Source organism: Leptolyngbya sp. NIES-2104 (assembly GCF_001485215.1).
Lineage (GTDB): Bacteria > Cyanobacteriota > Cyanobacteriia > Leptolyngbyales > Leptolyngbyaceae > Leptolyngbya.
Genome location: NZ_BBWW01000001.1, coordinates 4,353,488 through 4,368,792 on the forward strand (window position 1 = coordinate 4,353,488; position 15,305 = coordinate 4,368,792).

The 15,305-nt window shown below is 48.3% G+C and carries 14 protein-coding genes and 2 pseudogenes; 8 read left to right on the top strand and 8 right to left on the bottom strand.

What is annotated here, in order from left to right:
- Positions 1 to 9: 9 nt before the first annotated feature.
- The 4 genes from NIES2104_RS20785 to NIES2104_RS20800 are packed head-to-tail and all read left to right on the top strand — an operon-like array spanning position 10 to position 2,466.
- Positions 10 to 414, top strand: coding sequence for a nuclear transport factor 2 family protein (locus NIES2104_RS20785; RefSeq protein WP_059000149.1), 405 nt, complete (start codon positions 10 to 12; stop codon positions 412 to 414).
- Positions 411 to 1,031 (top strand): glutathione S-transferase family protein, encoded by a 621-nt coding sequence (locus NIES2104_RS20790; RefSeq protein ID WP_059000150.1) that lies wholly within the window; start codon positions 411 to 413, stop codon positions 1,029 to 1,031. Before NIES2104_RS20785 ends, NIES2104_RS20790 begins: the two co-directional genes overlap by 4 nt.
- Positions 1,028 to 1,930, top strand: a complete 903-nt coding sequence (locus NIES2104_RS20795; RefSeq protein ID WP_059000151.1) for an alpha/beta fold hydrolase — start codon at positions 1,028 to 1,030, stop codon at positions 1,928 to 1,930. Before NIES2104_RS20790 ends, NIES2104_RS20795 begins: the two co-directional genes overlap by 4 nt.
- Positions 1,927 to 2,466, top strand: a complete 540-nt coding sequence (locus NIES2104_RS20800; RefSeq protein WP_059000152.1) for a VOC family protein — start codon at positions 1,927 to 1,929, stop codon at positions 2,464 to 2,466. Before NIES2104_RS20795 ends, NIES2104_RS20800 begins: the two co-directional genes overlap by 4 nt.
- A gap of 13 nt (positions 2,467 to 2,479) precedes the next feature.
- Here NIES2104_RS20800 and NIES2104_RS20805 read toward each other — a convergent pair whose 3' ends face one another.
- Together NIES2104_RS20805 and NIES2104_RS20810 are read right to left on the bottom strand one after the other, a co-directional pair.
- Complete coding sequence (locus NIES2104_RS20805) at positions 2,480 to 2,875, bottom strand: MAPEG family protein (RefSeq protein WP_059000153.1); 396 nt, start codon at positions 2,873 to 2,875, stop codon at positions 2,480 to 2,482.
- Between the two features lie 61 nt (positions 2,876 to 2,936).
- The gene (locus NIES2104_RS20810) at positions 2,937 to 3,521 is read right to left on the bottom strand and encodes a PadR family transcriptional regulator (protein ID WP_059000154.1); all 585 of its coding nucleotides are present in this window, start codon (positions 3,519 to 3,521) and stop codon (positions 2,937 to 2,939) included.
- 111 nt (positions 3,522 to 3,632) lie between these two features.
- Here NIES2104_RS20810 and NIES2104_RS20815 point away from each other — a divergent pair, with 111 nt between their 5' ends.
- Together NIES2104_RS20815 and NIES2104_RS33045 are read left to right on the top strand one after the other, a co-directional pair.
- A complete protein-coding gene (locus NIES2104_RS20815) occupies positions 3,633 to 4,103 on the top strand; it encodes an isoprenylcysteine carboxylmethyltransferase family protein (protein ID WP_059000155.1) in 471 nt (156 codons plus the stop codon).
- Positions 4,104 to 4,157: 54 nt separating this feature from the next.
- Positions 4,158 to 5,150 (top strand): annotated as a pseudogene (locus tag NIES2104_RS33045) (biotin/lipoyl-binding protein).
- On the opposite strand, the gene NIES2104_RS20830 reads toward NIES2104_RS33045, so the two are convergent.
- The 4 genes from NIES2104_RS20830 to NIES2104_RS20840 form a co-directional block, all read right to left on the bottom strand.
- Positions 5,140 to 6,396 (bottom strand): sensor histidine kinase, encoded by a 1,257-nt coding sequence (locus NIES2104_RS20830; RefSeq protein ID WP_059000158.1) that lies wholly within the window; start codon positions 6,394 to 6,396, stop codon positions 5,140 to 5,142. The pseudogene NIES2104_RS33045 and the gene NIES2104_RS20830 overlap by 11 nt on opposite strands.
- On the bottom strand, positions 6,393 to 9,161 hold the full coding sequence (locus NIES2104_RS20835; protein ID WP_156427011.1) for an ATP-binding protein: 2,769 nt from the start codon (positions 9,159 to 9,161) through the stop codon (positions 6,393 to 6,395). Before NIES2104_RS20835 ends, NIES2104_RS20830 begins: the two co-directional genes overlap by 4 nt.
- 189 nt (positions 9,162 to 9,350) lie before the next feature.
- Positions 9,351 to 9,512, bottom strand: coding sequence for a hypothetical protein (locus tag NIES2104_RS31920; protein ID WP_192843611.1), 162 nt, complete (start codon positions 9,510 to 9,512; stop codon positions 9,351 to 9,353).
- 38 nt (positions 9,513 to 9,550) lie between these two features.
- A complete protein-coding gene (locus NIES2104_RS20840; RefSeq protein ID WP_059001952.1) occupies positions 9,551 to 10,465 on the bottom strand; it encodes a hypothetical protein in 915 nt (304 codons plus the stop codon).
- A gap of 168 nt (positions 10,466 to 10,633) precedes the next feature.
- Between NIES2104_RS20840 and NIES2104_RS20845 the strand changes: the two genes are divergently transcribed.
- A complete protein-coding gene (locus NIES2104_RS20845) occupies positions 10,634 to 11,776 on the top strand; it encodes a sensor histidine kinase (RefSeq protein WP_059000159.1) in 1,143 nt (380 codons plus the stop codon).
- Positions 11,773 to 12,408: a response regulator transcription factor gene (locus NIES2104_RS20850; protein ID WP_059000160.1), complete on the top strand. Its 636-nt coding sequence runs from the start codon at positions 11,773 to 11,775 to the stop codon at positions 12,406 to 12,408. The genes NIES2104_RS20845 and NIES2104_RS20850 overlap by 4 nt, the downstream gene beginning before the upstream one ends.
- A gap of 324 nt (positions 12,409 to 12,732) precedes the next feature.
- On the opposite strand, the gene NIES2104_RS20855 is transcribed toward NIES2104_RS20850, so the two are convergent.
- Positions 12,733 to 14,256 carry a hypothetical protein gene (locus NIES2104_RS20855; protein WP_156427013.1) on the bottom strand — a complete coding sequence of 508 codons (1,524 nt, stop codon included), beginning with the start codon at positions 14,254 to 14,256 and terminating at the stop codon, positions 12,733 to 12,735.
- Positions 14,222 to 15,299: pseudogene (locus NIES2104_RS33835) on the bottom strand (ISAs1 family transposase). The gene NIES2104_RS20855 and the pseudogene NIES2104_RS33835 overlap by 35 nt, the downstream one beginning before the upstream one ends.
- Between the last annotated feature and the right edge of the window lie 6 nt (positions 15,300 to 15,305).

Genomic DNA, 15,305 nt, shown 5'->3' on the forward strand with positions numbered 1-15,305 from the left:
ATATTCGATATGATTGCAGAAAATATCATTGTTCAAGGAACTGGGAAAGACATCACCGCAGAGTGGGTCTGGAATTACTTTCGAGATGTCGATAGCTTTGATCCTGAGAATGTAGTGAAGCACTACACCGAGGATGGACAGTTTCGCTTTGGCAATCAAGAGCCTGCTCGTGGAAAAGCCGCGATCGCACAAATGCTCTCTGAGTTCTACAAAAACCTACAATCAATGAGCCATCGCAATGTTGGACTCTGGTTGGGTGATAATTCAGCCGTATTTGAAGCAGAAGTCACTTTTACTCGCAAAACAGGCGATCGTATTGTTCTACCCGCTGCCAGCATTATTCGACGACGTGGAGAACTGGTCGAAGATTTTCGCATGATTATGGACGGTTCTCCCTTGCTCAAATCATCATGATGAAACTATTCTACGCTCCTGGAACTTGCGCCCTCGCGCCTCACATCGTTCTCGAATGGATTGGTCAACCGTATGAGCTTCAGAAAGTAAAACCCAGTGACCCAGAGTATTTGAGGCTCAATCCCTTGGGGCAAGTTCCTGCGCTGATGGACGGCAATAGTAGCGTGATGAATCAGGCGGATGCTGTGCTGAAGTATTTAGCGCATAAGTATCCAGAAGCCCAATTGAATGATGACGGAACACTGGAAGGAGCGTATGAACTCGATCGCTGGTTAGCGTTCCTGACTGGGGACGTGCATCCTGCTTTTTTCCCATTCTTTGCACCACAACGTTACTTGATTGATGACTCTGAGCCAGCGCGAAATTCGGTCAAAGAAGCTGCTTACAAATTGATCGATCGGGTCTACCGCCATTTAGATCAACACCTCGAAAACAAAGAACATTTAGTCGGAGATCGGCGAACGATTGCTGACCCTTATGCCTTTGCCATGATTCGGTGGGGCAATCTGTTACCGAATGGACTCTCGAACTATCCGCAGATCGATCGCTTCTACCAGCATTGGCGCAACGATGAAGGAGTACAACGAGCAATGCAGCAACAAGGAATCCAAAAATGATCACGCTAAGTTCAACCTTTTCCCATCACACCACTGAGGCAAACGGCGTAAAGCTGCACTATGTCATAGGCGGATCGGGTGAGCCGATCCTGCTCTGGCATGGTTTTTTAGAGACTTGGTACTGCTGGCGAAAAATCATGCCTGCGCTGGCTGAGCGATACACCGTAATTGTGCCAGATATGCGCGGTTATGGCGATTCTGATAAACCGGAAACTGGGTACGATGCACGATCGCTCTCCGAGGACTTCCGCCAACTCATTCAACAGTTAGGGTTTGAGAAAATCCATATTGTTGCTCACGACATGGGTGCGCCACCTGCTTTGATCTATACAAACGACTATCCGGATGAAGTCTTAAGCTTGACCTATTTAGAAGAACCTGTGTTGCTCCAAGCCCATCTTCAGCAAATCTTTCAGTTCTCACCCCAATCGACCCAGAACGGTGGCTTGTGGTGGTGGACATTCTTTCTCGCGCCTGAGCTACCTGAAACTTTGATTGCCGGACGTGAGCAAGAATTCTTGAGCTATTTCTACAAGACCTACTGTGTTGATTCAAGCGCGATCGAGCCTGAAGCGATCAACGAATACCTCCGCACTTTCGCCACTCCCGCAGGCATTCGAGGCGCATTAGGGGTCTATCGCGCCATCTTTGAATCCGTTCAGCAAACCGAAGCAATTGCAAACCATCCAATTCAGACTCCAGTTCTCGCGCTGGGTGGGGAAAAGTCGATCGGAGAAAAGGTCAAACTGATGATGCAATCTGTTGCGACAGATGTTCGCGGGGGGAGTGTCGATCGCTGCGGACATTTCATCCCCGATGAGCGTCCTGATGCCCTGATTGACCAACTGTTTACGTTCTTTCAATCTGTTGAGAACAAGCGTTTAAGAGGTGTTGTATGACTGGCGGCTTCAAAGGCGGCATTCCCACGGCTCGAAACATCGACCATGCGGGCTATACCGTCCCAGATATCGAGCAAGCAATCCACTTTTTCACGTCAGTCCTCGGCTGTGAATTGCTTTATCAAGCAGGACCGTATGGAGAACCAGAGCCAAATTGGATGCAAACGCATCTAGGAGCCAGCCCAAATGGAGAAGTTCGATTAGCTTTGTTGCGCTGCGGTCCCGTCAACAACATCGAATTGGTGGAGTTCAAGGCTCCCGATCAAATAACAATACCACCGAGAGTCAGTGATGCAGGTGGGCGGCATCTTGCCTTTTATGTGGATGATATGAATGCGGCAATTGCCTACCTAAAAGCGCAACCTGATGTTCAAGTTCTAGACTCGATCGTTCACACTGCCGATGAAGGCGAAGAAGCAGGCATCATTTCCACCTATTTTGTCACGCCGTGGGGAATGCACATGGAATTGATTACCCGCCCTGCTCACGCTCCTTATGAACAGCGAACTTCAGCCCGATTATTTCGTCTAATGTAAAAATACGCACCAATTAAGCGCCAAGATGAAGACCACCACTAATCATTAATCCAATTGATGCGGAAATCATTACCGTGAATGTCACTCCCATACCAATAACTCGATAGCGAAAGTTCTCTTTGACTTGGCTGACCCCGATCGCATGAATAATGCGTCCGATTACCAGAGCGCTGCACAAAAGGTGAATCCAAAGGCTTGTCTGCATCTGAATTTCTGAGAAATAGATCAAGATGAGTGAAAGTGGAACATACTCTGCAAAGTTTGCGTGAACGCGAATCGCTCTTGCCAGTGCCGCTTGGTCTCCGTCTCCGATCGCGACTCCGAGTTGCCGTCTCAGCAGAAGTGTGCGGATACTCAGCGCCGCAAACACAAGACCCAGAATGGCAGCATAGATTGAAGTTATCAGCATTCGTTTGTTAAGGGGTATCGTTTCCTGGCTCACATTACCTGCGATCGACAAGTGCGAAACGTTAAAGTTCAAGACGATTCTTTTCTTGCTCAACTGCTTGACGCTTCACAGCTTGCTCGATCGCCTGAATCGCCTCATCACACCAAGCGACCCACTCTTCTTGATATCGGATACCGCGACGAATCACTAAGTGCATATAAATATCCTTGAGTTCAAGTGAATCGAGATGTTGGGAGAAATACTCATCTAATTTTTTGACGTGTTGCACCATTTCAGAATGCAGTTGTCGCCGCCGTTCAATTTCGCGTCTCACGGTCTGATGAGGAACGAGGTGTCCAGCCAATCCCATCACGCCTAAATCCTCACGAATTGCAGCGGGTTCACAAGGTTTTGTCAGCCAGTCGGTTAGTTCTTGCTGTCCTGACTCGGTGATGGAATAGATTTTTTTATCAAGTCGTCCGGGTTGAGGAATCGCCTCATAGGTGACACTACCCTGCTGCTCTAGCTTTGTGAGTTCGGCATAAACCTGCTGCTGACTCGCTTTCCAAAAGCAACTGCCAAACCCTTCGGCAAATTCTTTGGCGACCTCATAGCCGCTGAGCGGCTGACGAGACAGAAATGCCAGGATGGTGTGCTTGAGTGCCATAACAAAATTCTACTTGACGGATTCAATAGGTTGAGTATACCTTAATTATTGTACTCAAAAACTTGAATACAATAATTCGAGTAAATAGAGTCAACATTTGAGGAAACTACAATGTCGGAAGAAACAGTAGATAATCCTGGAGTGATTGCATTTCCGCCCGCGCTTTTTGCCGGAACCCTCGCGATCGGACTCTTGCTTCAATTCATTTTTCCGGTTCCCTTTCTGCCGCGATTGGTCGCGATCGCATCAGGCATCGTCGTCCTGATCGGCGCAGCTTCGATCTCAATTTCGGCGTTTCGCGCTATGCACCGCGCACAGACTGCCGTTAATCCTTCTCAACCCACCACGGCAATTGTCTCCGACGGAGCGTTTAGTTTTAGCCGCAACCCGATTTACTTATCTTTAGCAATGCTTTACGGAGGCATTGCGCTACTGGGGAACGCACTCTGGGCATTGTTGCTGCTGTTGCCGTTAATTGTTGTGGTTCAAATCGGTGTAATTGAGCGCGAAGAGCATTATTTAGAGCGAAAATTCGGCGATGAATATCTTCGCTACAAGGCGAGAGTGCGGCGCTGGGTATGAGCAATGAGGCAAAACATGAACCAAGCTAAATGGCGATCGCCGCGTTTAGGTGCGATGTTTGGAGTCGGTTTTCTGCTGCTAGTTGGTGGTGGTGTTTATCGAGTGTGGTTGAGTTGTCCGATTCAGCAACCGAGTGCTGTCGCTGCTGCGCCTGGGGTTGAAACCGTCTCTGCTTTGGGGAGATTGGAGCCAGAGGGTGAGGTGATTCAAGTGTTTGCGCCGACTTCCTCAGAAGGTGCGCGAGTCGAAGCGCTCAGAGTGAGTCACGCTCAGCAGATTCGCAAAGGTGATGTGATTGCGGTTCTCGATACTTACGAGCGGAGACAAGCAGCGTTGCAGGAAGCACAAGAGCAGTTAAGGGTTGCTCAAGCTCGGTTAGCGCAGGTCGAAGCGGGTGCAAAGTCGGGAGAGATTCTGGCACAGGCGCAAGTGGTCGATCGCCAACAAGTAGAACTTCAAACTGAAACAACTGCTCAGGAAGCGACGATCGCCCGTCTAGAAGCAGAACTTCACAACGCAGAACTTGAAGATCGGCGCTATCAAACACTTTATGCTGAAGGAGCCGTTTCTGCTTCCTTGCGGGATGGCAAGCAATTGACTGTTGATACTGTGCGGCAATAACTCAACGAAGCACAGGCAAATTTAAGTCGAATTCAGTTGTCTCGACAGAAGCAGGTCGCAGAAGCACAAGCCACCCTCGATCAAGTTGCAGCGGTGCGTCCAGTCGATGTGAATGTAGTGCGATCGCAAGTCGCACAAGCACAGGCAAGTGTCGCACGGGCACAGGCAGAATTAGATTTGGCAACGGTGCGATCGCCCCAAGCTGGACAAGTTCTCAAAATTCACACTCGTCTTGGCGAATTAGTGGGGACTCAAGGCATCATTAGCCTGGGGCAAACCCAGAGCATGGTAGCAGTCGCAGAAGTTTACGAACTGGATGTGAGTCGCATTCGAGCCGGACAGACTGCAACGGTGGTCAGTAAGAACAATGCGTTTCCAGATGTACTCAGGGGTTGGAGTTTCAATCGAGATGTATCTATACAGTAGCATTACTGGCAGGGGGCAATTTCAGAACAAAGGTTGTTCCTTGCTGAGGTTCTGAGAAGACTGCTATTGTACCCCAATGTTGTTGCACGATAATTTGGTGTACGATCGCAAGTCCCAGTCCAGTTCCCTTGCCGACTGCTTTAGTGGTGAAGGCATGGTCAAAGACTTTTGCTCGCACTGCTTCTGTCATACCAATGCCGTTGTCCGCGATCGTAATCTTGATATCGTTATTCTCAGTGCTAGTACAAATTGTAATTTGAGGAGTATTAGTAGTTTCTACGGCATCGATCGCATTTGCTAGTAGATTCATAAAGACTTGATTGAGTTGTCCTGGAAAACAATTCAGCATTGGAATCTCGTCATAATTCATCACTACTTCGATCTCTGGTCGATGTTCATTGGCTTTCAAGCGATGCCGTAAGATCAGAATCGTGCTGTCAATTCCATCGTGTAAGTTGAAGAATTGCTGAGTCTCCGTATCTGAACGCGAGAAGGTGCGAAGACTTTTGCTGATTGACGTGATGCGATCGCTGCTCGATTCAATCGCTTTGATGACTTTAGGCAAATCTTCTCGCAGAAAATCTAGGTCAAGTTCCTCAAGTTTTTCGATCAAGTCAGGATCGCCAACCCTAGCAAGGCAAAGATCGATCGCTTTGAAGAGATCCGCCATATAGTTCTGAACGGCTCCAATATTACCCACAATGCAGCCGACTGGATTGTTAATTTCGTGTGCCACACCCGCAACGAGATTGCCCAATGCAGACATTTTCTCGCTTTGGATCAACTGAAGTTGAGATTGTTGTAGATCTTCTAGTGCTTGTTGCAGTCGCAGCGTTCGATTCTGCACTTGCTGTTCGAGCGTTTGCGTTAGTTGTCGTAGTTGAAGATGGAGCTTGACGCGAGCGATCACTTCTTCTTGCTCAAATGGTTTAGTAATATAATCCACAGCACCCAGCGATAAGCCTTTGACTTTGCTAGTGGTATCTGAAAGGGCGGTCATGAAAATGACTGGAATTGTAGCAGTTTCCGCATCTGCTTTAAGCTGCTGACAGACTTCAAATCCATCCATTCCAGGCATTTGGACATCTAACAAAATCAGTTCAGGTCGCTTCTGAGCCACCTTGTTTAGTGCATCCTCGCCATCCACTGCCATACGAACTTCCCACCCCACACTTCGGAGCGCTTGCGAAATCACCGACAAATTATTGGGATTATCATCGACTACTAAGATAAATGCACTGCTCATGATTCACCCTCCAAGTAGCCTTGCAGCAACACAATCATTTTTTTAGCTTGGAAACTGCCTGCTAGTTCGATCATGATTTTTGCGAAGGCAGCACACTCAGGCTGAGCTTGTGCAAGGGCACGGGCTTCTGCTTCGATTTTGAAAAAATCGCCCTCCTCCACTAACTCGTATAGCTGTTTAAGTATTTCGATCGACGGTGGAATGATTTCGGTTGTCTCCTCAACCTGAGCCGCGATCGCTTGATAAATCCAGGTCAGATTTAACTGCTCCTGTATCTTTTCTAGCAATGTTTCTGCTTGCACAGGTTTCGGTAAAAAAGCATTACCACCCGCTGCAATACTCCGGTTCTGGTCAATGTCGAACACACTAGCGGAAGAGACAATCACAGGCAGCGATCGTAACGCTAGATTTTGGCGGAGTTGCTTCAACATCTCAAACCCATCCATTATAGGCATGGCGAGATCCGTAATGATTAAATCTGGGTGAGCGGCTTCGAGTTGCGCTAAGCCTTCCTGTCCATCGCAAGCTTCGAGCAGCGTAAATCCAACAGGTTCAAGCAGGTTCACTAAGACAGCGCGATTTTCCCAGCGATCGTCCACGACGAGAATTTTCCGCTTTTCGCCTTCGTAAGCAATCACGGTTCCTTGGCTACTTTGCCGAGCCGCGATCGCCCAGTCTGTCGCTTCTGTAAGTTCCACTTCAAACCAAAAGCAACTTCCAGTGCCAAATTCACTCTCAACTTGAAGCGGACTTCCCATCAGTTCCACAATCCGCTGAGAGATCGACAATCCGAGTCCAGTTCCTTCTGCTTGTTTTTTCGCGCTCCCAACTTGCTCAAAGGGCAAGAAGATTTTGTTTAACTGCTCAGGTGTCATGCCGACACCTGTATCCTTAATGCTGAATCGTGCTTTGAGTTGCCCTGCCGTCGTCGGTTCAATCTCAACTAAGAAAGTAACACTGCCTTGCTCTGTGAATTTAATCGCGTTGCCCAACAGATTGATCAACACTTGACGCAATCGCTTTTCGTCGGTTCTGACTCCGGTGGGCAGATGGGTCGGTGCATAGATAAATTCAATGCCTTTTTGTTCCGCTCGAATCCGGCAGATTTCAGCAACGCTATCGAGAAACGAGGGGAAATGGAAATCGCTACAGTGAAGTTCGAGCTTGCGTGCTTCGATTTTTGAAAGGTCGAGAATGTCGTTAATCAACGTGAGCAGGTGTGAGCCGCATTGGTAAATAATATCGATGCCTCTGTCAGCGCGATCGCTCAGTGGCTCATTGCGCTGAAGAATTTGAGCATAACCTAAGATGCCATTCAGCGGTGTTCTGAGTTCGTGGCTCATGTTCGCGAGAAATTCGCTTTTGGCTTGATTGGCACTATCCGCGATGCGTTTGGCTTGAGCCAGTTCAGTCGTTCGCTCAGCCACGCGTCGCTCTAAGTTAGCGAATGAGTCTTCTAGCTGAGTCGTCATGCTTGTAAACGCTTGCGCTAACCGTCCCAGTTCATCATTGCGCTCTGTGTCGAGTTGTACCTTGAAGTTTCCGCCTGCGACTTGATCAGCAGCACCGACCAGTTGATTCAGCGGATTTGCAATCTTACGATCGAGGACAAAGAACAACAGGACAATCTCAATGAGTAACGCAATCAGACCCGAAATCAGAATAAATCGAGCCGCATCCAAGGCTTGTCCAGTTAGCAAGGATTTGGGATAAACCGTAACGAAATACCAGTTCGGTCCTTGCACTTTGCTGATTGCTAAAAATTCGCGATCGCTTTTATTTTCGATAACTGTATCTCCGTTAGCTGAGTTCTGTACCAGTTGATAAATGCGTTTGAAATGCTCATCACCTGCTTGCAGAATCTCAAACTCTCCCCCACTATTTTCTAAATCTTGTTCATGCTCAGGATGAGCAATCAAGCGTCCATCAGCTCGAAAAATAACGTTGTACGCGCCGACTAAATGATCCTGAATTGCAGTATCAATCAAGTTGCCGACGGGAATATCAGTGCCCACCGATGCCACATGATGTCCCTGAAAATCAATCGGAGTCGAAAGCGTCGTCATGAAGACCCGTGTGACTCCTTCGTAGAATAGGGCAGTCCATTGCGGAGTGCGATCGCGGTTGTGTTCGGGGTCAGTATAGTAATACCAATGCTCTTTGCTTACATCGGTCTCTGCTGTGATGTCATTGCCCCAATTGGTTCCACTCCAATAAATCAGCGCAGAGTTATAGGGGCGAGGCGTAGTGTAAAGATTCAGGACGCGATGATCCCAGGCAGGCCCATAGGTTCTCAGCATCTCGTAGCTAATTACAGCAATGCGGCGATAGTTTGCATCCACTACTTTTGATGAACCGAGAAATCCACTCATCCCACGTTCTGTGAATGCTCCTGTCTCAGAATTACCCTGGTAAAACTCAGGGCGAAGGCGAATCGTGTGATCCGCTTGCTCAAAGTAAAGTCGATCGAATTCAGCTTTGGGATCACGATCGCCCATTGCTGCTAACCGAGAGAGGAAATCAGCTTTGAATCGCTTGTGATTTTCTTCTTGTTGGAGGAAGAAGTAACTTTCTTTTGCCCCGCGCTCAATGATGTATTTGCTGAGTTGCTCTCTGGTTTGAGTTTCCAGATTCGCCATGATGTGCAAATAGCTCGTGCCTGCCGAAAGTAACACGACGAGCGTGATCCGAATCGACATATTGATCAATGTTTTGAGCGCAAGCGACCCTTGATGCCCCAATCGAGCAGCACGATTCCAGAACATTATTCCTTATCCACTATTTTAAGTCGGTGCATCACAGTCAAGTGAATTCGTCTTCATGATTCCCTCACAGATGTCAACTCAAACAAATAGCACAGCAGCATGAACCCTCTCTGTAATTCCGAAGCATCCCCATACAATCGATAGAGTTAGCCCTTCTCAATTAGCCCACGATGTACCAATGCGAGATTTTTATTCACCGATCAGTGCTTTAGCGATCGTCTCAAACTGATTGATGCTCAGCGAGAAGTGCCCCTCCTCTGCGTAACTGACAAATTGCGCTGTGGGTAAGCTCGTTACCATTCGCTTTACAGGAGCGATCAGCACATTCTGATCCTGTTCGCCATGAAACACAATCAGCGGCACTAGGCTAAATTTCGGCGATCGTAGAGCTACTGCCGAGACTGTAAATACTGCTCGTACTGTCGGACGATCAATCTTTGCAGAGCAATAATTGCTGGATTGATTTCAACATACCGCCGAGTTGGATTCTTGAGGTAATTTTCCTGCTCACTCTCGATCATCTCAATGTCTTGTTTGAGAAATCGCAGAAACAATGAATGGACAATCAATGGCTGCAACACTGGACGAAACGCACTCAGTAACCAGGGTGGCACAGGCAATCTCAAGAACAATAACGATATGGATCGACTCTCTGTTTTTCCAACAGGTACTCGCATCAAATATATTGTCGAAACGTCTTCCAAGCGATTGACAAAATGCGGATAGCAAAAATCAATTGACATCACTTTTGTCGTCACATTTCCATCACTTAGTCCTAGTACTTTTGCAATTAGATTGTTGCAGGACACTTTGTATTCTGCTGTCACGGAATCTGCTGTTTCTTGTAGTTTGATCAAGGCTGGCGCAAACCAACTCTGCAAATTCTGATGTAAATGTCCGTGGAACACGTCCATCGTATTTTCATTGCAAATTGAGAAATGGGCGTTAAATTCTGCCTGTCCTTGCATCATCAGATAGTGACGATCGCCGTACTCAGGAATCTGGGGTAAAGCGTGATGCTCGGCTAAGGTTGGATCACCAGGAAACAACCAAATGATGCCGTACTTTTCCTGCACTGGATAATGTTGCGCTGGAAGATTCGATTCAACTCGTTCGACAGCTTGAACTTGATTCCGATCGTCTCGAAACAGATTAATCTTCTGCTCCCAAATCTGCGTGAGTAAGGTGCGATTGCGTTTTACATCCTTTGAGCGGGCGATCGCATACCAATGATTCGCATTAATCCCGACTTCGCGCACTGCATTCTGGACGGTCTGCCCTGACAAGATAGGGGACAATTCCATACGCACCTCCACCACAAAATCCCGCTTCAGCATAGCTGAGCGCTGCGACGCACCCAGAGTGATCAGAGTCATGATTTGAGCACAAAAAATTATGACAGGCGTAATATTCCTAAAAAGCGCACGATCGCGTATGATGCCTGGGAGTCTCTTTGATTTGAGGCTGTTGCCATGAACCCAATCATTGATTTCTCTGCACCGTTTCGCAGTAGATTGCGCCACATCGAGTGGCTGCTGGTTGCTGCTTTCGGGCTGGTTTATGGATTGGAGGCTTTAAATAACGGCGCGTGGGCTGAATTCTTGAAGATTGTGGCTTATGCGATCGCCTTTCTTGGATTGAGTTGGCGTTTGCCCACTCATCGTCCGATTTGGCAACGGCAGATTTATGTGGTCTGCGGACTACTTTTGGCAATGTCCATTCGATTCGTTGGGCTGGAGTGGGATTTGTTCTTCTACTTCTACATTGCCAAAAGTTGCTTCTTACTAGAACGGAGAAGACTGACACTGACAATCATCAGCAGCATGGCGTTGAATGTCTGGGTCTATTATTACGCGATGCTACTGCAACGATCGACTGACTCACAGCAGATCGGAGGATGGATGCTTGAGTTTGTGGCGACCTATTCTGCGATTCTGGCATTTGTCGTCTATCTCAGCTTGATGGTAATCACAGAACAAAAGAGTCGCCGCCGTGCTGAAGCGTTAACGCGACAGGTTGAAACGTTAGCAGCAACGCTGGAACGAACACGCATTGCTCGTGATATTCATGACTCTTTGGGGCATTTATTAACCGATCTGAATTCGAGATTGTCGATCGCTCAGGCAATGCGAGATCGCGATCCTCAAGCCGCATCCACAGCAGTCAATATGGCAAAATTGCTGGCGCTGGAAAGTATGACTGAAGTGAAGCGATCGCTGCAAATTATGCGATGCTCTGATTTCGACCTAGATCAAGCCCTGACGACTTTAGCAGAACAACTCCGACACAACCAAGCGATCAAGGTACAATGGCAGCTCAATTTGCCATCCCTACCACTCCCGATCCGTCATCATCTTTACTGCATTGTCAAAGAAGCCTTGATCAACGTTCAGAAGCATTCCCATGCCTCAGAAGCGCAGTTACGCAGTGATTTTACACCGCAAGAACTTAGGGTTGAAATCGAAGATAATGGTCAGGGCTTTGATCCCGCTTATTCCTATGATGGGTTTGGCTTAAAAGGAATGCAAGAGCGAGTTGACTTGTTGAATGGGACGCTAGCAATTCGCAGTGCAGCCGATCTAGGAACACACATTCAGGTAACTATTCCGCTATGATTCGTCTGTTGATTGTGGATGACCAACCGATTTTTCGCCAGGATCTTGCTACACTGCTATCTTTAGAGGCAGACTTGGAAGTAGTGGGACAAGCTGAGAATGGGCAGGACGCGATCGCACTTGTGCCTTCACTCCAGCCAGATGTCATCTTGATGGATGTAAGAATGCCGATCTGTGATGGCGTGACCGCGACGGCTGAAATTCATCAACGCTACACCTGGATACGAATTTTAGTCCTCACGACCTTTGATGATGATGAGTACATCGAGCAGTGTCTCAAAGCAGGGGCATTGGGCTATTTGCTCAAAGATACGCCGCCTGCTCAGATTGCGATCGCGATTCGCTCGGTCTACCTTGGATACAGTCAACTCGGACCGACGATCGCGCCCAAAGTGTTTGCCCAGCTACAACGAGACGACCCACCGCAGGCACCCTCATCACATCCTCTGAGCAAACGAGAACAGGAAGTCGTGAGGTTAATTGGACAGGGTAAAAACAATCAGGAAATTGCTCGATCGCTGTATTTGACAGAAGGAACGGTGAGAAATTATGTCACTCGAATTATGATGCTACTGGGAGTAAGTAATCGGGTGCAAGCAGCACTGTGGGCGAAACAGCATTTGCAGGACTAAATCTCGCTCAGCAGAAAGCAAATCAGCCGCGATCGTTCCTGGTCTAATCTCTGCGACCTCTCTGAATTCAGAAGTCAATCACAAATCCCAGCAGCCACTCCGGTGCCCCATCCTCGGTCGAAGCTAACACATGGTATCGAGATGCTAAGGGTCAGATTCAATTCGCTGCGACTCATACAATGTTAACTATGCCGTCAAGTGCTTGTACTATTAATTAGCTAGGCTCGGACAATCTGAAGAAATAGATTCACGCTCGAAATACAGCGTCGAACCCTCTCATCAAGAATGTTACCTGCATTAGCTGTGAATCAAACAGAGTCTGAATCAATGACTGCTAGAGATCCGAATGCCTAAACGATTGCCAAAGGCTAATCGAGCAATCAGGGCAGTCCACCCGGTTTGATGATTCGCACCGAGTCCCCGCCCCGTATCACCATCGAAATGTTCGTGAAACAGTGTTAAACTCTGCCAATACGGGTCAGAGGCATAGTGTGGAGTGTCGCCATGCCACGGGCAATGACCTGATTCATCTGGGCGAAAAATACGATATAGACGATCGCTGAGTTCTCGTGCAATTTCGGCAAGGGTCAACCACTGCCCTGATCCGGTTGGACATTCGACTTTGAACTCATCGCCGTAAAAGTAGTGATAGCGTTCGATCGCTTCGATGATCAGATAATTGATCGGAAACCAGATCGGACCGCGCCAGTTGGAATTGCCACCAAACAAAGCACTGTCTGATTCACCCGGAAGATACCCAACTCGGTATTCTTGATCGCTCGCCCAAAATGAATACGGTTGATCTTTGTAGAAGCGTGACATGGATCGAATGCCGTAGGGCGAAAGAAACTCGTTCTCATCGAGGAGGTACTTCAACACGCACACGAGGCGATCGCGAGACGGAATCGCTAGTAACAATCGATCGTGCCCCTGATCACCGTGCATACAAGAAATTCGCTGTGCTAAGTCTTGACGATTCTCTAAAAACCACTGCATTCGCTTGGAGAAGCCCGGTAAGCGATCGATGACTGATTTTTCTAGCACTTCAACCGCCAACATCGGCAGCAATCCAACCAGCGATCGCACTCGTAGCGGAATTGGGTCTTGATCATCCAGACGAATTTGATCGTAGTAGAAGCCATCTTGCTCGTCCCAGAGTCCCGTGCCTCCAAATGTATTGATGGCATCTGCGATCGCAATGAAATGCTCAAAGAATTTAGAGGCAACATCTTCGTAAGCTGGATCTTCAGCAGCAAGCTCGATCGCCATTGACAGCATTGTGCCACAGTAAAATGCCATCCATGCCGTGGCATCGGCTTGGGCAAGTTCTCCGCCGGTCGGAAGCGGTTGAGATCGATCAAACAATCCAATGTTATCGAGTCCGAGAAAGCCGCCGGAAAAGAGATTTTTACCGTCGCTATCTTTGCGATTCACCCACCAAGTGAAGTTTAGCAGTAGTTTGTGAAAGGTTCGGGCGAGAAAGACGCGATCGCGCTTACCTCTCGGAGCCGATAGCTTATACACGCGCCAACATGCCCAAGCATGAACCGGAGGATTGGTATCGGAAAAGCCATATTCATAAGCGGGAATTGCGCCATTTGGGTGCATGTACCATTCGCGCAAGAATAAAATCAACTGTTGCTTAGCAAAATCAGGATCAATTTTTGCCATCGGAATCATGTGAAAGGCGAGATCCCAAGTGGCGTACCACGGATATTCCCACTTATCCGGCATCAAGATCACATCGCGATTGTACAAGTGATTTGACCAGTCTCGATTTGGGTAAGCATCCCGCTGTACAGGCAGGGCTAGTTTATTGGCAGAAGGAAAAGAGGCGGTCGATGTCATGCGCGATTGCGCGAATTCCTTTTGTCATGGAGGCAAAGCCGTTCAGCCGGAGTAGGTTCACCGCGATAGTTCGCAAGATTGCCATGTTTTCTGGTGCATGACCGGAACAGAGTGGGGCAGCGTCTTCTTTGAAGACCACATCTTTGCCCCAATGCAGTCGATTTTCGATGTGCCAATGGGCGCGAATCCACTCGCCGAGTTGTCGAGCATCAACTGAGCGTGAACTGATGTAGAACAGGGTTTCGTGCATGGCTTCGGTTGCTCGAATCCCTGTGCGTTCGACGCGAATCAGGCTTTGTACGCCATGCCAAACGGCATCTAGGTCTGAGGTCGCTGCTAGCACACTTACGGTGCGCCTCGTGATGCGGTCTCGAACCTGCTCAGTTTGGTCATCGACGCTATCGGGGATGCGAGACTCAAATTGAGCTTGAAGATGCTGATACAACTTTGGTTGGTTACCTTTGACGGCGATGAGATAGTCATTGCCGCTCTCAATGATTTGCTCCACTGTTTTTTTGGGTGTGCAAGGCATCGAAACTGAAGCAAACGCCTTGGATGTCGAGAATCTCCAGCAATTGCAGCACGGTCTCAATCTCGCTCTGTTGGGCATTGTGCATCGGCATCAAGCCCACGACCACTCCAGTCCGCACGGAAAAGGCAGAGACGACATTGACGAAATCTTGCAGATGCGTGTCATACGCCACCACACTGGCTTTGATGCCTTTGCCATCAATGGCGAGTTGTTCTCCACTTTGCAGGTCTATCTGCGTGATTGCCCAAGCGTTAAAGGCTCTTGTCAGCGACTCAAACGGGACGCGCTCAATCACTTTGCGGAGCGTGGAGTACGACGGCAAGCGGGTGTAGGGCAGTTTCAGTAGTTCAAGTAAAGCCGCTTGATGTCGTCCCACAAACTCTTCTAAAGCACGATAGCTCGTACAACCACTCAGCACACCCATGAGGATTAGCAACAGGATCACCCATAGCTCATAGCGCGGTTGCGTTCGGAAGTCCCGCACTTGCTTGAGATGCTCAATCAGGCTCATAGTCAG